The sequence below is a fragment of the Arthrobacter sp. P1_D12 genome (assembly GCF_056406175.1).
The window spans coordinates 66,865-90,010 of the sequence record NZ_JBFUAR010000006.1; the positions used below are offsets into that span (position 1 = coordinate 66,865).

A 23,146-nucleotide genomic window follows, 5' to 3' on the forward strand; every position below is an offset into this window, starting at 1 on the left:
GCTACACCTGGGTTTCCGGGGTGGTGACGAACAGCTCCACGGCGTCTGTGAGCCGGAGCTGGCAGGACAGCCGCGAGTTGTCCTCACGGTCGACGGCCGTGCCGTAGAGCATTTCGTCTTCCATGTTCTCCATCGGCGGAAGCTGCGAAAGGCAGTCCTCGCGGACGAAGACATGGCAGGTAGCGCAGGACAATGAGCCGCCGCATTCGGCGACGATCCCGGGGACGCCGTTGCGGACGGCCGTTTCCATGACTGAATCGCCGGGGTTTCCCTGGACGTCGCGGACAGCGCCCCCGGCGTCGGTGAAATGAACCGTTGGCATGTGGTTCTCCTTTGGTTGAATCGGATGATGGCAGGAAAGAGCGCCTCAGATGAACTGGCGGCCGCCGTCCACCACCATGGTCTGGCCCGTGTAGTAGGAACTGTCCGGCCCAGCCAGGAAGAGGGCCGCGCCCACGACGTCCTCGGGCTGGCTGGCCCGCTTGATGGCCCCGCGGTCCACACCGTAGTTCTCGGCGTTCTCCATCAGGCCGTAGCTGGCTTCGGTGAGAGTGAAGCCGGGGGCGATCGCGTTGACCGTGATCCCCCGCCGGCCCAGTTCCTTGGCCATCACCCGGGTCAGGGCCACCACGCCGCCCTTGGACGCGACGTAGTGGAGCCACTGTTCCGAGCCGCTGAAGATCGTGGCGCTGGAGAGGTTGATGACGCGCCCGCCCTCGGGCAGGTACGGGCTCGCCGCACGGGTCACGAGCCAGGGGCCCTTGAGGTTGACGTTCATCACCAGGTCCCATTCGGCCGGGTCGATGTCCTCGAACGGGCTGCGGGTCACCCCCGCGTACACCGCCGCGTTGTTGAGGACGACGTCGATGCTTCCGTTCCCGAAGTCCGCGCAGTCCCGTGCCAGGATCTCAGTGGAGTCCACGCTGGTGACGTCCGCCGGAAAGGCGGCGGCCTCGGCACCGAGTTCGCGGACCAGTTTGGCCGTCTGCTCAGCGCCCTCGAGGTTGATGTCGGCCACCGCCACGCGGTAGCCGCGGCCGGCAAAGCCGAGCGCAAACGCCCGGCCCAGCCCGCCGGCGGCACCGGTGATCAGGACGGTCCTTGCAGCCGGCGCGTTCAGCTCAGACATGGCTGTGGCTGTGCGCGTGGGCGCCGGGTCCGGTGACCAGGAGCTCCGGCTGGTCGGCATCGAGGATCTGCACGGTGCCCTTGGTCCCGTCCACCCGCAGCCGCTGGCCGGTCTTGATGGTGGTGGAGGCGGAACCCGTTCCGGTCACCGCCGGAAGACCGTACTCCCGGCAGACGATCGCCGCGTGGCTCATCATGCCGCCGATGTCCGTGACCGTGGCCTTGATCTTGCCGAAGATCGGGCCCCAGGACGGCGCGGTGACGGTGGCGACCAGGATCTCGCCCTGCTGCACCTCGGAGAGCTGGTCCGCGTCGGTGATGACGCGGGCCAGGCCCTCCACCACGCCCGGCGAGGCAGCCATGCCGCGCAGTCCGCCGCCTTCGACTTCCTCGCCGGCGCCCAGCCACTGCTGGACCTGCTCGGTGGTGATGCCCCACAGCATCCGGGTAAAGGGTTCGGTGATGGATTCCGGCGGGGTGTTCAGCGCCGGGGCGGGCCGGGCGGTCTTGAGCGCGTCCACGATTCCGCGGCGGCGCTCGATTTCGGCCGGCCAGTAGTCCGGGCCGATCGGCTTGGCACCGACGCCCCAGCCCGTGACCAGGTCGAACAGCGCGTCGCGGACCTCGTTGCGGCCCAGGTAGAGGAGGTCGTCCGGTTCGGTCCAGAAACCCTCGGCCTGCATCATGCGGGACAGCTCGCGGATCTTGCGCCAGAAGACGCCCATGGTCCAGTGCTCGATGTAGAAGTTGTGGTTCTCCACGTACGGGTAGGCGGTGGCGGCGAGCCCGCGCTTGGCGTCGAAGAGGGCTTGGTTTTCGCCTTCGAGCAGCTCGCGGTATTCCTCGATGATGCGGTCGCGTTCTGCGATGAGTGCCTCCACCGGCCGCATGATTTCCTGGCCCTCGTCCACGCGGCGGATGTAGTCCGCGATGTAGCCGAGCGGGATTTCCTGGTGTTCGTTCCAGTACTTGTCGTGGCCGTAGAAGCCGTTGCCCACGGTGAAGTTGAACCACGGGTCCTTGGCGCCCTCGTACTGGGCGATCCAGCGGTCCCCACCCGGGGCTGCGGCGATGGCAGCCAGGGTGGCCTCGACGTCGTCGGCGTGACCGGTGTTACGGAAATGAGCCTGCAGCCGTAGCTCAACGGCGAGCTTGGCGAGCTGCTTGAGTTCGTCATCCGGGCGGAAGAGCTCCATGTCCACGCCCTGCACCATTGTGGCGATGGACTGGTCCGGGATGTTGGGGAACACCTGCTTGCAGAAGTTGAAGAAGTCCAGGTAGGCGATGTAGCCGAGGTTGAGGAACTCGAAGTGGTACTGCCAGTTCTGGTAGGCCAGCTGGATCAGCCGGTCATAGCTCTCCAACAGCTTCTCGGAGCCGTCCTTGCCCTTGCCGGAGAGGATGTCCTCCATGGGAACCATGTCCGGAAGCCTGGGGAAGGAGATGGTCTCCATCTCGTCGATGGTGCCCTTGACCTTGACGTGCCACTGCTTGAGGAGCTGCTCCCAGTTCTGGAAGTAGTGGCCCACGCGCTGTTCAAACAGGGGAACGCGGGCGGCGACCTGGTCTACCGGCACCGGGATGGGGGACATGTAGAGGTAGCCCAGGTGGACGCGGAACTCGATGCCGTTGGCGTTGGGGATCATCAGGTGCCGGGCGTTGTACTGGCCCAGGCACTTGACCGCAAACTCGCCGCCGATCGTCTCGAACGGCTTGAACACGGTGGGCCAATGCTGGCTGTCGCAGAACCAGAACTTGGCGTCCTCCTGCTCCTTGAGCTTGTCCTGGAAGACCAGATAGTACGGGTAGATCTTTTCCCAGCCCTCGGCCCCGGCGGGGACCGCGAGCTCGGAGGGTTTGGGGAAGGACTTCAGGGACATGGCGGTCCTTTCAATACGGGCTCGGCGTTGAGCCTGGGTGACGTAGCGGACTAGCGGTTCGGAACGTTCTAGAAGGACGGCTTCAGCACTGAGGCGGTGATGCTGCCGAGGCTAAAGCCGGTGGCGGACGACGGCGCCGGGCCGGCCGGCGTCGTGGTGGCTGGCGTCGTCGGGGAAGCGGGCGCTGCTGCAGAAATGGCGGGGCTGAGTCCGCTGAAGTAGCCGCCGGCTGCCGAGGGCACCGTTTGGGTGGCCGCCCCCGGTTTCGAAGAGTGCACCGTTTCCGGGCGGGACTGCAGCAGGAGCAGGTTCTCTCCGTCGGGCAAGTCCGCATCGAGGGCCCACTCGATGTCCTGCGGGCACTTGTAGTGCTTCTCCGCGCGCTTGGCCATCTGAGCGACGGCGGTGAGCTCGGCGCCGGTGAGGCTGCGGCGGCCGCGGCGTTCGGCGTCGACCTCCCGCTCCACTAGGCGCCCGGCAACGGCGTCCGGGACGAGTTCGGCGTGCTTGTCGCCGAGGTGTTCGGAGACGACCGCCAGCGTGACCTTGTCCAGCATGATGTTGTCCGGCGTGACCTGGCCGGAGACAACCATCTCCCCCACCCCGTAGGAGGAGTCGATAGTGATCTTGGAACGGTCGCCGTTCGTGGGGTCCATGGTGATGGCGACGCCGGAGACCCGTGCGTTGACCATCTTCTGCACCACGACCGCCATCGAGAGGCCCTCGTTGGGGATGTTGTTCTTGAGCCGGTAGATGATGGCGCGGGATGTGAAGAGCGATGCCCAGCACTGGCGGATGTGCTCGGTGACGGCCTTGACGCCGTCGAGCCAGAGGTAAGTGTCCTGCTGGCCGGCGAAGGAGGCGTCCGGCAGGTCCTCGGCGGTGGCGCTGGAGCGAACGGCCACCGGGACTGGCGACTCAAAGCGGGACATCAGGGACTCGTAGGCGGCGACGGTGAGCTCGCGCAGGGCCTGAGGCACCGCGCGGGAGCGGATGTCCGCCCGGATCTCAGCGGACACCCTGTCCACCTGGCCCATGTCTTCTGGGTCCAGTCCTGCGAGGAGCTGGTGGATGTCCCGGGTGATCCCGGCTTCCTCCATGAAGGCATCAAACTGGGCGGTGGTGACCACGAAGCCGGGCGGGACGGGCATGCCGGCGGAGGTCATGGTGACCAGGGAGGCCCCCTTGCCGCCAAGGTTTTCGAGCTTCGGTTCGATGCCTCCGTCGAAGAACTGGACGTATTCGTTGCTCTGCATATTTCTCAGGCCTTCCAGGTGACGGGGACGGTCTCGGGGACGCGGAAGGAAAGGTTCTCGCGGAAAGCGATGGCTTCCGGATGCTCCAGCTGCAGCCCCGGGGCGAGCCGGACCACTTCCTCGAGGGCGATCTTGGCCTGGAGCTTGGCGAGCATGTTGCCCAGGCAGTAGTGGATGCCGAACCCGAAGGACAGGTGCTCGCGGGCGTTGGGGCGGGTGATGTCGAAGTCCTCGCCGGCGTCGAACTTGGTGTCATCCCGGTTGGCTGAGCCCATGAGGAGCAGCAACTGCGCGCCTTCTTCAATGGCGACGCCGCCAACTTCGGTGTCCTTGAGGGCCTTGCGGCGCCAGCCGACGATCGAGCCGGCGTAGCGCAGGACTTCGTCGATGGCGGCGGGAATTTTTTTCGGGTCCTCCACCAGCTGCTTCCATTGCTCGGGGCGGGCCAGGAGTTCGCGGAGGGCGTTGGAGATCAGCGTGGTGGTGGTCTCGTGGCCGGCGAAGAGCAGGCTATAGAGGACGGAGGCGATCTCGTGGTCGGAGATTTCCGCGCCGTCCTGCTGCGCTTTGACCAGGTCCGCGGTGAGGTTGTCGCCGCCTTCCTCGTGAGCCACCCTGACCAGCCGGAGGCATTCCTGCCAGTACTCCACGAGGTTGTGGGCGTGCGGGATCTGTTCGTCGTCCGTGAGGTCGCCCCACGTCATGGCGGCGCGGGAATCGCTCCAGCGCTTGAAGGTGTCGACCTGGGCTACGTCTGCGCCGATCAGGGTGAGGATGGTGATGGTGGGGACGTCGTAAGCAAGGTCCTTGACCATGTCGCCGCGGCTTTCCGGCCGGGCCAGCATTTTTTCGAGCAGTCCGACGACATTTTGCCGGATGAACGGCTCCAGGGCCTTGTAGCGGCGGGGGGTGAAGGCCTTCTGCACCACGGCGCGGATGCGGGTGTGCTCCGGCGGGCGGCGGGCGGAGAGGCCCGAGTAGGCGGTGAAGCCGCCGTCGTCCATGATCTTCTTGGCCGCGGCACCGCGTTCGCGGACAGGCGCCTGGGCGTTTTCGCTGGAGAAGGTTTCCCAGTCTTCAAAGACGGCCTTGATGTCGTCATAGCGGGAGACGACATAGAGACCGATCCGCTCGTCGAACATCACGGGCTGCTCGGCCCGGAGTTCGGCGTAGGCGGGGAAGGGATCCTTCATCTGGAATGGCTCGTAGCCGTGGTGCCCTGTAGGGGCTTCGGCGCCGTGTCCGAAGGGACAGCGGCCGGCCGTTTCAGTCGACGATGACATCTGGGCTCCTTGGTTTTCCGGTCCCGCTGGCAGCAGCAGTGCATGCCGGGGGTTCTTCCACCAGTGTGGCCCCCGTCACCTCAGGATGGCAGGAAAGGCTTCCACTGAGCGGAAGCCACTTTGCCGCGGGCCTGCAGCTGCAGGGTTCGGCCTAGTCCGCTGCCGCGGTGTGGCTGCCCAGCAGCGTTTCCAGCGGGATCCGCGCGGTTGCGCGTTCGATCTGCGCCGAGATGCCCCTCAGGACGGGAAGGTGGCGGCTCATCGTGGCGGCCTGGCTCGTGGGAAGCACCAGGCCGATCGCGGCGCCGATCCTGCCGGTGTGGAAGACCGGGACGGCGATGGAGCACGAGCCCAGCCGGACTTCCTCGAGCGTAGTGGCGTAGCCCTGCTCCCGGATCTGGGTCAGTTCGGCGGCCAGTTTTCTCGGGTCAACGTGGGTGTGCGCGGTGTGCCGCTCGAGCTGCCGGTTCAGGTAGGCGTCGCGGACCCAATCCTCCTCGAAGGCCAGGAGGATCTTCCCGACGGCGGTCGCATGCATGGGCAGGCGTCCGCCGACGCGGGAAGCGCGGGGCAGGCGCTTGGAGCCGTAGACGCGGTCAATGTACAGCACCTCGTGGCCGGACCGGACGGCCAGGTGTGCGGTTTCGCCCGTGAGGGAGAAAAGATCCTGGATGTACGGGCGCGCCGCGTCGCGGAGCTGCCGCCCGGTGTTCTGGGCAAGCTCCCAGAGGCGGATGCCCAGCTGGTAGCGGCCGTTGGGCTCGCGCGAAAGTAATCCCCAGTCTGTGAGCTCGTTGACGAGCCGGTGGGCGGTGCTCAGGGGCAGCCCGGATTTTTCGGCGATTTCCGTCAGGCTGAGGGCACCCCGGGACTTTTCGAAGGCTTCCAGGATGGAGAGCACCTTCGAGGTCACAGTCCTACCGGGCTCACTGCTGCCGCCAGCCATCAAGGCTCCTCTGCGATATTGGCCCATCGTCGATGGTCGCCGGGACGTCCGATCAGAGTCTAGCCCTCGATCAGGAGCGAACGAGTCCCCCACAGGCTGCGGCCGACCGACAAGTAGAATCCGGGGAAGTATCTTCCATGGAATCTAAATGCTAAGCTTGGTCCATGGACACCAGAGCTGGCCAGACTGACTTCTATTCCCTCTTCAGCACGCTGACCCGACTTGAAACAGAGCTGTGGGATGCGGTCGACGCCCGCCTGCGCCAGAAATGCGGACTTCCCCTCGGCAGGTTCGAGGCGATGGTCGTCGCCTCCTCCCTTGGCACGTGCCGGGTGTTCGACATCGCGTCGGCGCTGGCCATTACCGTGGGCGGCGCCAGCAAGCTGGTTGACCGTGTTGAGGCGGCGGGGTACTGCTCGCGGAAGATAAACCCGGGCGACCGGCGCTCCTCCCTCCTTGACCTCACGGAAGAAGGGAAGGCGGTGGTCGCCCGGGGACGCACTGTGATCGAGGCCGAACTCGACAGCTGGTTCACCCCGGCCCTGAGTCCGCAGGAGACCACCACACTGCTCGACCTCCTGGCCCGGCTTCGCAGCGCGCAGCGGCCCTCCCTGGACTCCAAGGCGGCCGGTCAGTGAGCGGCGGCACCATGCGGGCCGTGGTACTGGACGGCCCAGGGCCGGCCGAGGCGCTGGTCATTCGCGACCGACCCATCCCTGTGCCGCTGCCGGGCCAGGTGCTCATCCGGGTCCGGGCGTTCGGGCTCAACCGCTCGGAGCTGCATACGCGCCTGGGCCTGGCCCAGGGCGTCACGTTTCCGCGCGTGCCCGGGATAGAAGCTGTCGGAGAGGTGGCCGACTCCCCCGGCGGCGAGTTCCGCGCCGGGCAGAAGGTCGCCACCCTGATGGGCGGCATGGGCCGCGTGTTCGACGGCGGCTATGCCGAGTACACGTGCGTGCCGGCCCGGCAGGTCATTGCCTTCGAATCAGAGCTGCCCTGGTCCGTCATCGGCGCCATCCCTGAGATGCTTCAGACCGCCCACGGCTCCCTCACCATTGGCCTGGACATCCAGCCCGGCCAGAGCCTGCTCATCCGCGGCGGAACCTCGTCCGTCGGCATGGCCGCCGCATTACTTGCCAAGCGCCGCGGGCTCGCCGTCCTGGCATCAACGCGCGACGAAGCCAAGCGGGAAGCCCTCGCCTCGATCGGCGTCGATCATGTCCTGATCGACGACGGCGACCTCGCCACTGCCGTGCGCCGCATTGTTCCGGGCGGCGTGGACGCCGCCCTCGAACTCGTCGGCACCCCCACGCTGCCCGACACGTTGCGCGCCACCCGGGTCCACGGCGTCGTCTGCTTCACCGGGATGCTCTCAAACCAGTGGACAGTCCCGGACTTCTATCCGATTGACTACATTCCGCGGGGCGTCCGGCTCACCTCCTACACAGGCGGCGCCGCCGACCTCCCCGGCGGTGTGCTCCAGGAATTCCTGCAGGCCGTCAGTGACGGCACCGCGATGGTCCCCATCGGCAAGGTCTACACCCTCGATGGCATCGTCCAGGCCCACACGGACATGGAGGAAAGCCGCGTCAGCGGCAAACTCGTCGTCACCACGTAGGACCCGCAGCCGGCAGCGAATCCTTGTTCCCCAGCGACTGTTGCGACGCCCCGCTGATTCGCAACAGTCGCTGGGGGAATACGCGACGCGCCATAATAGTTGAAACTTCAAGAGAAACTTATTGTGCCCAACACCCACGAGCAGGAGCTTTCATGCGCATCTCCGAGAAGTCCACCGATCTTGACGGCCGACACCCGGGCACCTCGGCAGTGGCGACGACGGACGGGTCGTCCGACCCTGCGGCTCCCCTGGTGGTGCTCTTGCACGGCCGGGGTTCAAGCGAGCGCGAGATCATAGCCCTCGCCGACCACCTGCCGCCCGGCCCCGCCTACGCCGCCGTCCGGGCACCGATCGCAGAGGGCGGCGGTTATGCATGGTTTGCCAACCGCGGCATCGGCCGTCCGGTTGCCGAGTCGCTGACGGCATCCATGGCATGGTTCCGAACCTGGCTCGACACTGTCGCCCCCGCAGGCCGCCCGGTCGTGCTCGTCGGTTTCAGCGGGGGTGCAGCATTCGCTGGCGGGCTGGTTCTTGCAGATCCGCAACGATTCTCCGGTGCGGCTATTCTGTACGGCACCTTGCCGTTCGACGCCGGTGTCCCGGTCACGCCGGCCCGGCTGGCAGGCCTTCCGGTTTTCGTCGCTCAGGGCGACGAGGACAAAGTCATCCCGCCGGAACTGCTGGACCGCACCTGGAACTACTTGCTGACGGATTCCGCCGCCCCCGCCTACGCCCGCCGCGACCCCGGAGGGCACCAGATCAGCGGCCAGACGCTCCGTGAACTCGGGGGCTGGATCCACGAGCGGCTGTCGTTCCTGGCTCGTTCCGGAGCGGATGAAGGCACCACCGGCGGACGCTGGTCGGCCCTGCCGGACGGCACCCTTCCCCGAAGGGCCGGTCAGCGTCCCACCGTGTCATGGACAATCCCGCAGGAACAGCGCACTGACAATGCGCCAGTGTACCTTAAGGAAAAGTTGTTCGCCAGGATCAGTTCGCTCGCCGGAGTCTCGACTTCGCAGTCCGTTATCTCCATTCCAGGCGCGCGGGGCCTGATGATAAAGCCGGAACCTGACGCACCCAAGGATGCGTTCCTGGTTCCCTCAGCCGGGGAGTTTGCCCACCAGCACCCGTCCCACGACGGCTCCCTCCACCTGGCCCTGCCGCCCCAACTGGCCGCGGACGCAATCGCCAAGGGCTGGGCAGTGGCCCACCCGCTGGCCGGCATCCGGCTGGCTCGAGGCATGGTCATGGTCTACGGGCCCCGCGACGAGAATGAGCTGCACGTGGTCGCTGCAATGGTAGAGACCAGTCACGCCTACGCCACAGGCCCCGACGCCGACAGGCTGTAACTTCCGGCAGGCCGGCCCCGATCATGCACCCCGGTGTGGCTCGCGAACCCGCGCATGGCGTTTCGCATTGTGCCGCGCCCGAGTGCGCGTGGCAACGTGGCCCAGCTTCGCCTGGAGCAGGAGAAGGCGGGGAACGGCGAAGTAGACGGCAATGGGAACGACCACAAGAGTGAGCGTAAAAGCGCGCAGGACCGGGGGCCACCCCGGCGCCAAAGCGGCCAAAATACTCATCCCGATTGCGGCCAGCGGAAAGATCGCCACCCAGGTGATAGCAGCCCTTACATGGACGGATGCCATACCGACGGTTCGGTGATGATGCGCATCCGTTTCGTCGGCCGCTAGCGCTTTACCCTCGTGTTCCACTCAATCTCCAAACGTCCGGTTGGAATTGATGCTACTGCGTGCTGTTTCGCGAAAGCAAACAAACGGTTGGAGTTATGATGGGGGCCATGGCATGGGACACTGATGCGACGCAGAAGAAAATCCTCGATGCCGCAATTACCGAGTTCTCTGATCGGGGCTTCTCCGGTGCGCGCATCCATCAGATTTCGCGGATCTCCGGGTGCAACCGCGAGCGGATTTACTTCTACTTTGGCGGCAAGGCCGGACTCTTCGAAGCGGCGCTCACCCGCGAACTCGCCACCGCCCTGGACGACCTTCCGGTCGCCGGCATGGGTCCTGTTGCGATCGGAGATTTCGCGGGACGGTACTTTGATTTTTCCAGGAACCGCCCCAGCCTCGTACGCCTTACCTTTTGGGAGGGACTTGAGCAGGGACATCCCGTAGGAGCCGAGGCCCGCACCCTCCGCTCGGCGAACAAAGTCACCGAGATCCGGAATGCCCTTCCGGCCTTGAGCGAGGCGGCTGCGGAAGACCTGCTCCTGACCATCGTCACCCTATGCCACGCCTGGGTCTCGAGCCCGAATGTCCCCCTCGTGATCACCGGACCGCCGGACGAAGAGCGCAGGCGCGCATCCATCGTGCGCACCGGCGAACTGCTCGCTCAAGATGCCGTGGATACGGCCCAGCGGCCGTCATAGGCGCGAGCCCGGCCTGCATAGCCGCCGCTCCCCCCGCGCCAAACCCCGGGGGAATTCACTTCCCACACGCGCCCGCCGCGTGGCCATTAAACGCAAACACCTCGTTCCGTTCGAAGAATTAGTTGACGCTTCAACTTTCCTGACGTACATTTAGTTGTAGCTTCAAGCGTCACTCCCCCAAGAGAACAGAATCTGATGAAAACCCTCCTGGCCCGCATATTCGGAAAGAAGTCACCCATGACGAACCTCACCATCATCGGCAACGGCAACATGGCCCGCGGCATCGCCACCCGAGCACTCGCCGGCGGCCTGACCGTGGAGATCCTCGGACAGGACATCACCAAAGCGCAGGAACTGGCCGCCGAACTCGGCGCCGGCGTCACCTTCGGGACCACGGCCGAGGCTCCGCAGGGCGCCATCGTGGTCCTCGCTGTCCCGTTTGACGCCGCCAAGAACGTCGTCAGCGCCTACGGCGAGGCCCTGACCGGCAAGACCATCGTCGACATCACCAACCCGGTGAACTTCGAGACCTTCGACTCCCTGGTCGTCGAGCCCGGCACCTCCGCCGCCGAAGAAATCGCGCAGCTTGCCCCCGCCGGCGCCAACGTGGTCAAGGCGTTCAACACCACCTTCGCCGGCACCCTCGTCGCCGGAGAGTCAGGCGGACAGCCCCTGGACGTCTTCATCGCCGGCGACAACGCGGACGCCACCGCCGCCGTGAGCAGCTTCGTCAGCGCCGGTGGCATGCGCCCCCTGGTGGTCGGACCGCTCAAGCGCTCCCGGGAACTCGAAGGCTTCCAGTTCGTCCTCATGACCATGCAGGCCAACCCCGAGTTCGCCGACTTCAACTGGGACACCGGACTTCAGGTCACCAAGTAACCCGGACTGCGATAGGCGTCAAAAAATAGACGCAAGAGGACGACGGCGGGAAGGATCCGCCGTCGTCCTCTTGTTTGCCTCGGCGGCAGGCCTCCGGTTCAACGCTTCTTGCCCCCGACACCCGGCACGGACGCGACCTGCTTCATCCACGCCGCGATCTGGCGTTCGTCAACGTCGTCCATGGATTTGAGCTCCACACCCCGCGTCGACCCGCCCATCCCCACCGGTGTCACCGGCGGTACAGGCTCGAGCGCTGCGCCTTTCACAAACATGAGCTTGACATGGCCAGCGAAAGCGCCGCAGCTGAAGCACCACCCGTCGCCGACTCCGTAGTAGGACATGCCCCACTTCACTGAGCGCCGGAGGCCGGGCAGTGTCTTTGCCGCCAAAGCATCGACCGCTTCGGCGATGCCCCGCTGCGGCTGTGGCAGGCTGGCGATATATGCGAAGACCGGCTTGTCTCCGACCGCCGCTTTCGCCGGGCTTGCCCTGCCGGTCATGGCTTCCGGCAGAGTTGGGGCGACGTCAACACGTGCGCCGGTGCGCGTAGCCGGCTTTTGGGCTTCCCTCTTACCGATCTCCCCGCTGGTCATGGAAGGTATTATTCCTCACCCATCGCGAGACGGAGCCACCACCGTTTTCTCGCGAACCGTATCGGGCTCTTCGGGTAAGTCTCTACCTGTCCGCAGTTATCGATTCCCGGACGGCCTGGAATGCCGGACTTACTCGTATCCCCAGGCCACCATCCCCTCCCGGCGCGAACTCACACCCAAGTCATGTCCAGGGTTCCGGCCGGGAATCCAGACATGCCCAAGTATCGAGACCGAGATTCGCGTGCATTGCGCTGCCCGTAAGCCGATCGGTCTGCAAGGCGTGTGTATGGTGCTGATATGGCTTCTCCGCAGACGCTAAGTGAGCCCGAGCGCCGCGTCGTCGCGGGCTGGGCCGCAGACTGCGCTGAGCGGGTGGTGGCTTTATTTGAGGCCGAGGCTCCTGCAGATGGTCGCCCCCGCGACGCCATCGCCCGGGCCCGGGCCTTCGCTCGCGGTGAGCTCGGTGCCGCCGACGAGATCCGCCGGCGGTTTGTGGCCGGCCGTGCCGCACGCGAGGTTACCAGCCCTGCTGCGGTGGCTGCCGCCCGGTCCGCCACGCAAGCCGCCGCCGTCGCCCACATGGGAGCGCACGCCCTGGGGGCAGCGGCGTATGCCGCGAAAGCGGCCGGACTCGCAGCGCCCGATCGACCCCAGACGATCGACGACGAGATCCACTGGCAACTCGAGCACATGAGCGCCGAAGCCCGGTCCGCGCTCCGGCGCCTGCCACCGCTGGGCGCGAATTCCGCCGGTCCGCTAGGGCCAGGACTTCTCGCATCCGGAATCCTCGCCTCGATCATCCGCACGATCCAGGCCGACTTGGCCCGCCCCGACCGGCCTGCCTCCGCCAGCTGAACGAGGCGGCCATTCGCCGGAGACGGTGGTCGCGGATCCCATCACCTGCTACGATCCCCAGAATCCCCACACGACCGCATGCAGGTCGCAATCACTCAGGAGGTTCGCGATGCCGGACACCACCTGCCACATGTCGATCTCGCTGGACGGCTTCGTCGCCGGGCCGGACCAGAGCCGCGAGAACCCCCTGGGCAAGCGGGGGCTGGAGCTGCACGGCTGGCACATCGGCGACCCGCGCGCCAACGATGCCGACAAGGTAGCGAACGAGTGGCTCATGCGCCCGCGCGGCGCATATGTGATGGGTCGGAACATGTTCGGCCCCATCCGCGGGGACTGGGATGAGGAATGGAAAGGCTGGTGGGGAGCCGAACCGCCCTATCACGCGCCGGTGTTCGTGCTGACCCATCACGAACATGACCCGATCCAGCTGGACGGCGGGACGACCTTCCACTTTGTCACCGAGGGCTTCGACTCGGCCTACTCCGCAGCCTGCCAGGCCGCCGGAGACAAAGGCGTGGACATCGCCGGTGGGGCCTCGACCGTCCGACAGGCACTGATCGCCGGCGTGATCGACGAGCTCACCCTCGACATCGCACCGGTCCTGCTCGGTTCGGGCGAGCGTATTTTCGACGGGGTTGAATCCTTCGGCTTCGAGCCCGCCGAGGTGCTTCACTCACCGCTGGCCACCCACATCCGCTATCGCCGCGTCGGCTGACTCCGAACACGCTGCCGGCCTCCCGCGCCGCAGACAGTACGACGTCGTCGACAACCTGGTGGAAGCGGCTAAGGCTTCCGGGGCCCGCGTCCTGCTCGGCGGCAACCCGGGCACCGACCAGCCAGGCTACTTCTACCCACCACCCTCGTAGCCGACATCGACAACAACAACCCCTTGGTGGCGGAAGAGCAGGTCCGCCCGGCCCTGCCGATAGTCCGTTACAGCACGATTGACGAGGCTGTTGCAATGGCTACCGCCCTCGACGTCGGACTCGGAGCCTGTGCCTGGTCCTCGGACTGGTCCATTCGGAATTTGCGGGTCTTGCCCTGCGAGATCATCCGGGGTAATGCTGGACGAAGGGATCCGAGCAGACTTCGAGCTGACGGTTTCCCGGCAGATTGCCAAGTGGAAGCGTGGCGAAGCCGAGGCCGACGTGAATCCCGAAGCACTGGCCCGCGCGTCGCCGCAAGTATTGCTGGATTGTTGGTGGTCGGGGCGAACCCTCACGTGACGGTTGCGAGCGTGGCCGCACCGGTCCCGGCCGCGCCAGGCAGGATTGAGGCTTGGATTCCTAAGTGCGACCCCGACGTTGACCACAATCCCAAGCCGGTACGGAATGGTGAACGGCGGCCACCCATCAGTGGCCGCACCAAGCTCCGCGGGAAAGGCTCGAACCGGATGGCCGGATCAGCCATTCTCTCGTAGGGAGCGTTTGATGCGCGGCGTTCGAACCGGCCAATCAGCGCCGCAGACCCGCGACGGATCCTCGATTTGTCGACCGCAGACTAAGGCCGTGGGGGTCCAGCAGGAGGTTTAGCCATGTATGAGAGTAAAGAGCAGAACCATCGCCCGGTGATCGAGGGCGGAGGTGAAGGTGCGGACGTCGCCCGCGCGTCAGGACCAGGAATTGACCGTCGTAGGGTCTTGGGATCGGGTCTGGCGATGGCCGCCACGGCGGGTCTGTTGGGGGCCGGTGCCGCCCCTCGGGCCAGCGCGGCCGCCCCCGGGGAGCCTGGCCCGTTCCAGGAAGTCAGCGGCCATGCCCTGTACCTCTTGCCGCAGGACCACAAATGGCACACGGGCGGAATCTTCGACACCGGCCAGTTCCAGGAGTGGCACTACTGGACCGGCTTCTTCACCGATGACGACACCGGGGAAGAGTTCGGCATTTTCTATAACCTCACGAACAACCCGAGTGCTCCCGGAGGGCCCTCGCTGTGGCAGCAAGGCGTCAGCTTCTCGTTCGGGGACTTCGCCAAGCAGGAGTTGATCTGGGCGCACCAGCCGACTGCTGTTGGCTCATTGCACGCGACACAGCCGCCGGACTCGACCTCGCCGGATGACTTCCAGTACAACGCCAAGGGCGAGAACGTGGAATTCACCACGGTGTACCGTGCCGAGCCGGACACGTGGCGCTTCCAGTTCACGGGTGTCGCCGCAAACAACGGGAACTCACCCATCGCCATGGACATGGAGAACACGGCCCAGTCACCGTACGGCTACATGCCGGTCGGGCTGGGCGGCTTTGAGAACCAGAACATCCCCTGGAACGGGCAGAACCTGGATCCCGCCACCATGTACGCGCTGTCCTACTATTACACCGGTCCGATTTCGAAGAGTAAGGGCACCGTCACCATCGGCGGTAAGACCCGCCATCTCACCGGCACGATCTGGTTTGAGCACCAGTGGGGGAACTTCAACTCCGGGCAGCAGGTGTGGACGACTGCGTATACCTGGGGGGCGCTGACGTTCAACGATGGCACCGTCTTCACCTGGCGCCAGTGGTACGGCGCGCCCAACGGATCGGCTCCGCTCCAACCGATTCTGGAGATCGGCCGCAACTCGTTTGGGACGCCCAATGGCACACCGCAGGGCAGCCTTACCTTTCATGTGGGGAACAATGCGGAGTGGAAAGCGTTGAAGACCTGGAAATCTCCGGTGAGCGGGCGCAACATCGCCACCCAGGCACGACTGACCAGCACCTTCGGGATCTGGTACCTCACGAGCGTCTTCGACAACTACGAGATGCCCTGGGGCTACCCGCCCTACGGGAACAATCCATACAGCTTTGTTGAATCCGCGATGTGGGTCCGTACCGGCTCGGTCGACGGGCCGATTGTCGGCCACGCGTTCATGGAGCAGGCCAACCAGTTCACCCTGTACCAGGGTGCAGTTCCCGGGTAGCGGTTGCGGCTGCCTCGCATGTCCCGCACACCGCGCGCGGGAGGCGGTGGCTCGAAGGGTGAACGAACGCCTTAGCGACATTCAGTCATCGGACGCGGCCATGTCTTCGCCCGCGGGTTCGGACAATCACAGCGAGGTGACGCCGCGCACACGGTGGCCAACGGCGATCGACTCCCCAGTGATGGCTCCAGCGATCGGAGACAAGAGGAATGCGATCAAAGCAGCAACGTCGGAGGGCCGGACCTCTCCCTCCTTGCCGATCTCCACTTCAGCAGCGGCGTCCTCGCGGACGACGCCGGGCCTCACGGTGTTGCCCGTGACACCCGTGCCGGCGACGCAGTTGGCAAGGTTCTTCGCTGTGATGATGAGCGCCGCATTTCGCACCGCACCGTCACATTTCCGGTGAGGAAAGCATTTTGACCGGATGACGATGCCGCTCTCCGCGCTGGACTCGCCTCATCCGCGACCCGAGGCGGGTGGGACGGGACCTACTGGTTATCGCAGCAGAAGCGGAGCATACTCGAAGGACTGCCGCTCGCGCTGATTTGCCGTCCTCCGGTGCCCCCTGTCAAGGGTCGTTGTCAGGGCCCGATTGAGGAACGTGCCCATGGCCGATGATCCACATCTGTTGTTCCCGGATCTCCTCGTCGACCACTTGCAGGATCTTGTCCTGAAAACTGAGGGCGTGAAGGAGATGCTCGATGAACTTGCCGAGTTCTCCGCCGTCACCTTGGCCGACCCCGCCATCGCCTTCTGCAGCATCACGCTGATTCAGCGAAAGAAGCCAGTGACCGTGGCCAGCAGCGAAGAACGCGCCATCCGGCTGGACGAGACTCAATACAGTTCTGGCGATGGGCCCTGCCTGTCAGCGATCCGCCAGCAGGTCGTCGTGCATGTGCCTGATCTGACAAACGAATACCGCTGGCCCGCCTACACCGCGGCCGCGCTGGAGGCCGGAGTGGGATCCAGCCTCTCCATACCGCTGATCCTTGAGGGTGAGGCGGAAGCGGGCCTTAACCTGTACTCCACACGCTCCCATGGATTCACCGGTGAGGACATCAGCACGGTTGAAACATATTCCTATCATGTGTCCAAAGCACTTCGCCTGGCCGTGCGGATCAGCCAGCTGGCCGAGGCGAAAACCAACCTCATTGCTGCTATGGAATCCCGGACCACCATCGACCTGGCGTGCGGCGCCATCATGGCGCAAAACCGGTGCAGCCAGGAAACGGCCATGAAGATCCTGAGGATCGCTTCCAACACCCGGAACGTCAAACTCCGGGTCATCGCCGCATCAGTGGTCGCTTCAGTCTCACAGGACCCGAGGGTCCGGACGCACTTTGACGCGTAAGGACGGTTTTCAAACGGCCTGAAGACCATCGGGGCGGGTGCCATAGCAGCGGCTTTGGTCCCGCGGCGCCCGCCCGCCTGGTGCGGGGCCGTGGCAGGACGGGTCCATCTTGGACCGACGGCAGCGGCGCGCTCCTGACGCCGCATGGGTGATGATGTATCTGCTCGGGCTGAACCGACAACACATCGCTGCTCTCCAGCCCGTCCCGTCGGCCGCGGCAGGCCACGGCGGTGGATCTACCGTTGGCCTGACACGCCGGGCGGACCATAACTTGACTCTGCGGCTCCCGTCCCGGGTCAGGACCTACACTCCTGACCATGACCACCCACAACGAACGGCAGGCCCGAGCGGAACACCGTTGGCCCGCCGTCATCGGCCTTCTCATCGCCTTGGCGCTTTACGCCACGCTGCCCACAACGTTCCTGCCGGCAGTACGCTACTCCGTTGTCGTCGTCGGCCTGGCGCTGCTGATTCCGCTTATTGTCCTGAATCCACGCAGGCTGGTCCGTGAAACCCGCTGGTCTAGATACCTTTCTGTCGGCCAGGCCCTGTTGCTTGTCGTGGCCAACGAGGCAGCACTCGTCCAACTGGTCATTCTCCTGACCAGCTCCAGCAACAGCAACGGGCCGACGCTGCTGCTCGCGGCTCTCCAGGTTTGGGTTACAAACGTCATCGCCTTCGCCTTGGTCTACTGGGAACTTGACCGGGGCGGTCCAGTCATCCGGCGCCACGCCCCGCGCCATGAGCTGCCCCTGGCAGACTTCCGGTTCCCCCAGGACGAAGACCACGACGCAGTGAAGGAAGTTGCCGCCCGGTCCTCCGTGAAGACGGACTGGACGGCTTCCTTTGTCGACTACGTCTACTTTTCGCTTTCCAACTCGATGGCTTTCAGCCCCACCGACACGATGCCCCTTTCGCCAAGGGCAAAATCCCTGATGGGCGTGGAGGCCTTCGGAGGGTTCGTGCTGCTCGCACTCGTCATCGCCCACGCCGTCTCCCTCCTTGGTCAGTAGCCCCCGACCAGCAACAGGCCCTCCACGAAAGCCAGCTGTTCGATGATCGACGCGCCCTGTTCCTCCGCGCTCGTACCGGGAGACAGGAATCGCTCCATCCTCAAGAGGGACGGAGCCTTTCTGCAGCCAGTATTGCGATACCGCACTTCCAGAGACCTAAGCAAGAACCATCGCATGATGGCCGTTCCAACTTTTGGGACGCAGGTCAATTTGTGCCGGCCCTTTCCGTGGCTGCCTCGCCGACCACTCCCCCCAAAGTCCTTAACGCTTTTCACTTCGCCGATGTGCGGGGTTTCGTCGAATCGGGCTTGGCCCGTGCTCTGGACAGGGCCGCCGGAACTCCGTTAGATTCGGAACAGTCCTAGACAGCCCTTCCGGGTTGGGACCCTTTGCCGTCGGGTGCACGGCTGCAAAGAGAGCCGCTGTAGCCGGACGGCGGCATAAGAATGCACCCGCGGAGAAGAGCCCCTCATGGCCACCTCGCACTTCGAAAGATTCCTCCTTGAAGCCACCGTCCCGGACGAAACGCGCCGGCCCTTAGGGCCAGATTCTCTCCGGGGCCTGTACACAAGTTGGTGCCTGCTCCATAACATCACCCCCGTGGAGGATGTCACCTTCCGGTCAGCCATGCAGCGCTGTGGCGTCGATCTGCGCAACAGCCATCGGCGGATTACGGGACAGGCCGCAAGAGACTACATCCTGGCCAGCTACCCCGCGACGGCCTGAGCATGTTCCGTCGACCTTCCAAGGCCCGCGCACGGATGCCGCCAAGGCTCCGGCCGACGACGTCGACGTCGGCACACATGCTGGAAATGCTGGACCGGTGGTCGTAACACTCGTGGGCTACGCCACTACCGAAGCCAGCATCAACAACTTCACAAAGGGGCTCGCCCAACGGCTGGCCCCCGAGGGCATTCGGGTCAAGGCCGCGGCGGCTGGACCGATCCGGACGCCACTGCAGGTCGGCAGCGGCCAGCCGGAGGAGGCTTTGCCCGAGTTCGGCAAGGACACGCCGCTGGGCCGCGCCGGCCAGCCCGCGGAACTGGCACCGGCTTACGCGTTCCTGGCTTCCGCGGAATCCAGCTTCGTCGTGGGCGCAACCCTCAACGTCAACGGGGGCAGCACCACTCCATGACCAAGCGGGCCCCTATTCGTCGTGGCCCTGGTCCCGGCTCATCTGGTCCTCGGCCGGGGGCGTCTCTCCCGGAGGCACTCCCCCGCCGGGCTCCAGCCCGGTGATCTTTCCGCTGAGCGGATCCGGGTTGGCCGAGGCAGCCGGCTCGACGGCCGGATCACCCCCCGTGTCCGGATGCGCTGCATGTTCCTCGTGGTCCGCCTCCTGAAGCGGATCCGGGTTGGCCGGGTCACTCTCGGGATGATACGTACTCATGATTGTTTCCTTTCCCTCGTGTGGCGTCTCTGCACTCTTTGTAAGCATGCTGATAATTCTGGAACCGTCAAGGGCGGGGAATCCGAAACAGTCAAGCGATGTGAGGAGCAAAGCGATGGGAATTGGTGACAGCGTGAAAAAGCCGCGGAAAACGCCATGGAGGACCTGGCCGGGACCTCCAAGTCGACCGATGACGCGCATGTGCCCGAGCCGGGCGCACCCGACGAGGACATCCGGGTTCATTCGTCCATCAGCGAGGGGTCCAACGCCATGGACGATGCCAAGGAGACACTCCGCCGTAGCAAAGACGAGCAGCAGCTACCGGACGAAAACACAGCCCCCGGCGGCGAGGCGAAAACCGGCGACCCCGAGGGTTCGGATGCAGACAGTGCGGTCCGTGAGGTTCCGCGGGACGTGCCGGGCCCGGCAAGCCTGCCCGGCCCGGACCCGGACGTGCTCCGCGCTGACCCATCAGAGGGTGACGAGGATCCCTCCAAGGACATGGGCCGAAGCTGAAGGGCACCCTCCCGGACCCGAACGTAGAGACGTCGTGACGTGGTGGAGGTTCGCCGACTCTGATATCAGCCAAATCGGCCCGAAATCAGTCCAGCTCCGCGAGGGCTACATCGCCTACAGCCCGGCTCTCCACAAGGGAACCCAGACGCGGTAGCCCCGAAGATCGCCAAGGCTCACCAATATTAAGTGTCTGTCCCGGGGCGCCGGTTGGCGCGTTAGGCAATTCTTTCTCGGGCCGCGGTAGCCCGCAGGAACCCGGCACGCCGGCCATCTCCGGGATATCCGCCCCGGCAAGGGCGTCAAACATGTTGATCAGCCGGGTGGGTGACGAACGGCCCGGTAGCCATCACGGCCGCAGCCCACTCCCGGCCGAGGGGATCGACGGAGACAAGGACTAGATGATCCCTGCTGGAAAACTGGCAACTAATGGAGCCCGCCGGCGCCGCCCGGCATGCCCGCCTTGATCAGCTCCATAACTGACGAGTCCGCCAGCGTGGTGACATCCCCGATCGGCCTGTCCTGCGCCACATCTTTGAGGAGCCGTCGCATGATCTTGCCGGACCGGGTTTTAGGCAGCTCGGCTACCACCATGATCTGCCGGGGCCGGGCGATTTTGCCGATTTCCTTGGCTACATGTTCGCGCAACTCCTGCACGACCTCCGGTCCCCCGTCGCCCGCATCGCTGCGCAGGATAACGAACGCGACAATGGCCTGCCCGGTCGTCTCGTCAAGGGCGCCGACAACGGCGGCTTCGGCCACCTTCGGATGGGCGACGAGCGCGGATTCGATCTCCGTCGTCGAGAGCCGGTGTCCGGCCACGTTCATCACGTCGTCCACCCGGCCGAGAAGCCAAATATCCCCGTCCTCGTCCTTCTTCGCGCCGTCGCCCGCAAAGTAGAGGCCCGGGAACCGTGACCAATACGTCTCCACGTACCGGTCGTTGTCACCCCAGATGGTGCGCAACATGGATGGCCAGGGTTCCCTGAGTACCAAATAGCCGCCAGAGCCGTTGGCAACCGGTGCGCCCGCGTCATTGACGACGTCGGCCTCGACCCCGGGCAGTGCCCTCATGGCCGCGCCCGGTTTGCCCGCTGTGACTCCCGGGAGCGGACTGATCAGGATGGCTCCGGTCTCGGTCTGCCACCACGTGTCCACAACGGGCGTTTGGTTGTGCCCGATGTTCTCGCGGTACCAGATGTATGCCGCCGGGTTGATCGGTTCGCCCACGGTGCCGATCACGCGCAAACTCCGGAGGGTGTACTTGGCCGGTATCTCGGCGCCCCATTTCATGAACGTACGGATGGCGGTCGGGGCACAGTAGAGAATCGAGACTTTGTACTTGTCGATGATTTCCCACCAGCGGCCCTGGTGCGGGGTATCCGGCGTGCCCTCGTACAGCACGGAGGTGGCACCGTTGGCCAGGGGACCGTACACGATGTAGCTGTGCCCGGTGACCCAGCCGATGTCCGCGGCTGTCCAGAAAATATCGGACTCAGCCTTTAGGTCAAACACCGCCCAGTGGGTGTAGGCGCATGCCGTGAGGTAGCCCCCAGTGGTGTGCAGGATGCCCTTGGGCTTGCCAGTAGTGCCGGAGGTGTACATCACGTAGAGGGGACGTTCGGCGTCGAAGGTCTCGGCCTCGTGTTCGGGGGAAGCCCGCTCAACCGATTCGTGCCACCAAATATCACGGCCCGGTGTCCAGTCGACCTCCTGGGCTGTGCGGCGGACCACCAGGACGTTGCGAACGTCCGGGCACTCCAGCAGGGCCTCGTCGACGGCGGGCTTCAACCCGTTGGCCTTGCCGCGGCGGTAGGCGCCGTCGGTCGTTATGACGATCCGCGCGTCGCAGTCGTGGATCCGCGTCCGGAGCGCGTCCGCGGAGAACCCGCCGAACACGACGGTGTGCGGTGCTCCAATTCGTGCGCAGGCCAGCATAGCCACGACGGTTTCCGGGATCATCGGCATGTAAATGGCAACCCGGTCTCCCGGCTTGACGCCCAGACCGGTCAGCGTGTTCGCCGCCTGGCAGACCATGTGGGTGAGCTGGGCATAGGTGATGGCACGGGTGTCCCCCGCTTCTCCTTCAAAGTAGTAGGCGACCTTGTCTCCGCGGCCGGCAGCTACATGCCGGTCAAGGCAGTTGTACGCGGCATTGAGCCTGCCCCCGACGAACCATTTGGCGAATGGCGGATTCGACCAGTCCAGGACCTCACTCCATTTTTGGGACCAGTCCAGCCGCTCCGCCTGCCGCGCCCAAAACGCCAGCCTGTCGCCGGCAGCTTCGTCATAGTCCGACGACGTCGCGTTGGCCTGCGCCGCAAAGCCGGCGTCCGGAGGAAAGCGCCGCTGCTCGTGCAACAGGTTTGCGAGGGTCTCATCCGATTCTGTTGGGTCTGCTGCCATGGCCTGTCACCGTCGTCCCACCGGAAGCACAGTCCGTTTGTAGGTGGAGTTGGCAACCACCGCGAGGGAGCAGTACCAGGCAATCAGCGCCGTCACGATGCCCAGCCAGCCGCCCAGCATCGACAGCCCGGCTGCCCCGAAGAAGGCGCCGAGAAACAGCGCAAGGAAGGTCAGGGTCAAGAAGACAAAAACGGCAAAGACACCCATGCTGACGCGCCAAGCTGAAACGGTCATGTAGGCGGTAAAGATTGCCCAGCCCAGAAGATAGAGGCCGACAGCTTTGCCGGCGTCCGCTGCCGGAAGACTGCCCGCGCTGAACTGGCTCAGGAACCAGAAGGACAGCCAGAAGGCTCCGTACGAGCAGAACGCCGTCGCGCCGAAAACGTTGCGGTTGGCAAATTCCCAGATTCCGGCGGCGAACTGCGCCATGCCGCCGTAGAACAGTGCCAGTCCCAGGACAACGGGTTCGACTGCTTTGGGGATCAGGCCGGCATTGATGACACTGAGGACAAACGTGGTCATTGCGAAAGCGCCCAGACCTAAAGCTGCCGGATCGGCAAAGGGTAGGCTGGCGGTCCCCTGTGGAGAAACAACTGCGTCTTGGGCTGGTACGGGATTTACAGCCCTGCGACCACCTCCCGCCGGGACGGTCCCCGCCGCGGAGCTTGATTCGACACTCATGGCACGACTCCTTGGTCAACACCAGCACCATTGCTGGTGACGTATAACAGGTTACTCCTGACTGCA

General features: G+C 65.1%; 24 protein-coding genes and 2 pseudogenes. 15 read left to right on the top strand and 11 right to left on the bottom strand.

What is annotated here, in order from left to right:
• Position 1 precedes the first annotated feature (1 nt).
• From AC1DZV_RS06730 to AC1DZV_RS06755, 6 genes are all read right to left on the bottom strand, one after another.
• Positions 2-322 carry a 2Fe-2S iron-sulfur cluster-binding protein gene (locus AC1DZV_RS06730; protein WP_028276636.1) on the bottom strand — a complete coding sequence of 107 codons (321 nt, stop codon included), beginning with the start codon at positions 320-322 and terminating at the stop codon, positions 2-4.
• Between the two features lie 45 nt (positions 323-367).
• On the bottom strand, positions 368-1,129 hold the full coding sequence (locus AC1DZV_RS06735; protein ID WP_028276637.1) for an SDR family NAD(P)-dependent oxidoreductase: 762 nt from the start codon (positions 1,127-1,129) through the stop codon (positions 368-370).
• Positions 1,122-3,008: a PEP-utilizing enzyme gene (locus AC1DZV_RS06740; RefSeq protein WP_476953301.1), complete on the bottom strand. Its 1,887-nt coding sequence runs from the start codon at positions 3,006-3,008 to the stop codon at positions 1,122-1,124. Before AC1DZV_RS06740 ends, AC1DZV_RS06735 begins: the two co-directional genes overlap by 8 nt.
• A 68-nt stretch (positions 3,009-3,076) precedes the next feature.
• Complete coding sequence (locus AC1DZV_RS06745; RefSeq protein WP_476950310.1) at positions 3,077-4,264, bottom strand: PEP/pyruvate-binding domain-containing protein; 1,188 nt, start codon at positions 4,262-4,264, stop codon at positions 3,077-3,079.
• A 5-nt stretch (positions 4,265-4,269) separates the two neighbouring features.
• A complete protein-coding gene (locus AC1DZV_RS06750) occupies positions 4,270-5,547 on the bottom strand; it encodes a cytochrome P450 (RefSeq protein ID WP_476953302.1) in 1,278 nt (425 codons plus the stop codon).
• Between the two features lie 151 nt (positions 5,548-5,698).
• Complete coding sequence (locus AC1DZV_RS06755) at positions 5,699-6,493, bottom strand: IclR family transcriptional regulator (protein WP_476953303.1); 795 nt, start codon at positions 6,491-6,493, stop codon at positions 5,699-5,701.
• Positions 6,494-6,657: 164 nt separating this feature from the next.
• Here AC1DZV_RS06755 and AC1DZV_RS06760 point away from each other — a divergent pair, with 164 nt between their 5' ends.
• The 5 genes from AC1DZV_RS06760 to AC1DZV_RS06780 all read left to right on the top strand — a co-directional run bounded on the left by AC1DZV_RS06760 (position 6,658) and on the right by AC1DZV_RS06780 (position 11,379).
• On the top strand, positions 6,658-7,131 hold the full coding sequence (locus AC1DZV_RS06760) for a MarR family winged helix-turn-helix transcriptional regulator (protein WP_476953304.1): 474 nt from the start codon (positions 6,658-6,660) through the stop codon (positions 7,129-7,131).
• On the top strand, positions 7,128-8,111 hold the full coding sequence (locus tag AC1DZV_RS06765; RefSeq protein ID WP_476950314.1) for a zinc-binding alcohol dehydrogenase family protein: 984 nt from the start codon (positions 7,128-7,130) through the stop codon (positions 8,109-8,111). The genes AC1DZV_RS06760 and AC1DZV_RS06765 overlap by 4 nt, the downstream gene beginning before the upstream one ends.
• Positions 8,112-8,263: 152 nt before the next feature.
• Positions 8,264-9,460 carry a luciferase domain-containing protein gene (locus tag AC1DZV_RS06770; protein WP_476953305.1) on the top strand — a complete coding sequence of 399 codons (1,197 nt, stop codon included), beginning with the start codon at positions 8,264-8,266 and terminating at the stop codon, positions 9,458-9,460.
• 449 nt (positions 9,461-9,909) lie between these two features.
• Positions 9,910-10,500: a TetR/AcrR family transcriptional regulator gene (locus tag AC1DZV_RS06775; RefSeq protein WP_476953306.1), complete on the top strand. Its 591-nt coding sequence runs from the start codon at positions 9,910-9,912 to the stop codon at positions 10,498-10,500.
• 237 nt (positions 10,501-10,737) lie between these two features.
• Entirely contained in the window at positions 10,738-11,379 is a 642-nt protein-coding gene (locus tag AC1DZV_RS06780) for an NADPH-dependent F420 reductase (protein WP_476851166.1), read from the top strand.
• Between the two features lie 98 nt (positions 11,380-11,477).
• Here AC1DZV_RS06780 and AC1DZV_RS06785 read toward each other — a convergent pair whose 3' ends face one another.
• Positions 11,478-11,972: a DUF1801 domain-containing protein gene (locus tag AC1DZV_RS06785; RefSeq protein ID WP_476953307.1), complete on the bottom strand. Its 495-nt coding sequence runs from the start codon at positions 11,970-11,972 to the stop codon at positions 11,478-11,480.
• Positions 11,973-12,269: 297 nt separating this feature from the next.
• Between AC1DZV_RS06785 and AC1DZV_RS06790 the strand changes: the two genes are divergently transcribed.
• From AC1DZV_RS06790 to AC1DZV_RS06810, 5 genes and pseudogenes are all read left to right on the top strand, one after another.
• On the top strand, positions 12,270-12,827 hold the full coding sequence (locus tag AC1DZV_RS06790) for a putative immunity protein (protein ID WP_476950318.1): 558 nt from the start codon (positions 12,270-12,272) through the stop codon (positions 12,825-12,827).
• 109 nt (positions 12,828-12,936) lie between these two features.
• Complete coding sequence (locus tag AC1DZV_RS06795) at positions 12,937-13,542, top strand: dihydrofolate reductase family protein (protein ID WP_476950319.1); 606 nt, start codon at positions 12,937-12,939, stop codon at positions 13,540-13,542.
• 19 nt (positions 13,543-13,561) lie between these two features.
• Positions 13,562-13,839 (top strand): annotated as a pseudogene (locus AC1DZV_RS06800) (aldehyde dehydrogenase family protein); the annotation flags it as partial.
• Between the two features lie 49 nt (positions 13,840-13,888).
• Positions 13,889-14,053, top strand: a complete 165-nt coding sequence (locus AC1DZV_RS06805; protein ID WP_476953327.1) for a hypothetical protein — start codon at positions 13,889-13,891, stop codon at positions 14,051-14,053.
• 308 nt (positions 14,054-14,361) lie between these two features.
• Entirely contained in the window at positions 14,362-15,726 is a 1,365-nt protein-coding gene (locus AC1DZV_RS06810) for a lipocalin-like domain-containing protein (protein WP_476953308.1), read from the top strand.
• A 126-nt stretch (positions 15,727-15,852) separates the two neighbouring features.
• Here the strand turns inward: AC1DZV_RS06810 and AC1DZV_RS06815 are convergent, their stop codons facing one another.
• Positions 15,853-16,110: an SDR family oxidoreductase gene (locus tag AC1DZV_RS06815; RefSeq protein ID WP_476953309.1), complete on the bottom strand. Its 258-nt coding sequence runs from the start codon at positions 16,108-16,110 to the stop codon at positions 15,853-15,855.
• A 223-nt stretch (positions 16,111-16,333) separates the two neighbouring features.
• Here AC1DZV_RS06815 and AC1DZV_RS06820 point away from each other — a divergent pair, with 223 nt between their 5' ends.
• The 4 genes and pseudogenes from AC1DZV_RS06820 to AC1DZV_RS06835 all read left to right on the top strand — a co-directional run.
• Positions 16,334-17,077 carry a GAF domain-containing protein gene (locus AC1DZV_RS06820; RefSeq protein ID WP_476953310.1) on the top strand — a complete coding sequence of 248 codons (744 nt, stop codon included), beginning with the start codon at positions 16,334-16,336 and terminating at the stop codon, positions 17,075-17,077.
• Between the two features lie 317 nt (positions 17,078-17,394).
• Complete coding sequence (locus AC1DZV_RS06825) at positions 17,395-18,090, top strand: hypothetical protein (protein ID WP_476953311.1); 696 nt, start codon at positions 17,395-17,397, stop codon at positions 18,088-18,090.
• 600 nt (positions 18,091-18,690) lie between these two features.
• Entirely contained in the window at positions 18,691-18,816 is a 126-nt protein-coding gene (locus AC1DZV_RS06830) for a hypothetical protein (protein WP_476953312.1), read from the top strand.
• A gap of 103 nt (positions 18,817-18,919) precedes the next feature.
• Positions 18,920-19,225: pseudogene (locus AC1DZV_RS06835) on the top strand (SDR family oxidoreductase); the annotation flags it as partial.
• A 12-nt stretch (positions 19,226-19,237) separates the two neighbouring features.
• Here the strand turns inward: AC1DZV_RS06835 and AC1DZV_RS06840 are convergent.
• Positions 19,238-19,480, bottom strand: a complete 243-nt coding sequence (locus AC1DZV_RS06840) for a DUF6480 family protein (protein ID WP_476953313.1) — start codon at positions 19,478-19,480, stop codon at positions 19,238-19,240.
• A 156-nt stretch (positions 19,481-19,636) separates the two neighbouring features.
• Here AC1DZV_RS06840 and AC1DZV_RS06845 point away from each other — a divergent pair, with 156 nt between their 5' ends.
• Positions 19,637-19,996 (top strand): hypothetical protein, encoded by a 360-nt coding sequence (locus tag AC1DZV_RS06845; RefSeq protein WP_476953314.1) that lies wholly within the window; start codon positions 19,637-19,639, stop codon positions 19,994-19,996.
• A gap of 423 nt (positions 19,997-20,419) precedes the next feature.
• On the opposite strand, the gene acs is transcribed toward AC1DZV_RS06845, so the two are convergent.
• The gene (gene acs, locus AC1DZV_RS06850) at positions 20,420-22,399 is read right to left on the bottom strand and encodes an acetate--CoA ligase (RefSeq protein WP_476953315.1); all 1,980 of its coding nucleotides are present in this window, start codon (positions 22,397-22,399) and stop codon (positions 20,420-20,422) included.
• Between the two features lie 6 nt (positions 22,400-22,405).
• Positions 22,406-23,080, bottom strand: a complete 675-nt coding sequence (locus AC1DZV_RS06855; RefSeq protein WP_476953316.1) for an acetate uptake transporter — start codon at positions 23,078-23,080, stop codon at positions 22,406-22,408.
• Positions 23,081-23,146: the final 66 nt, after the last annotated feature.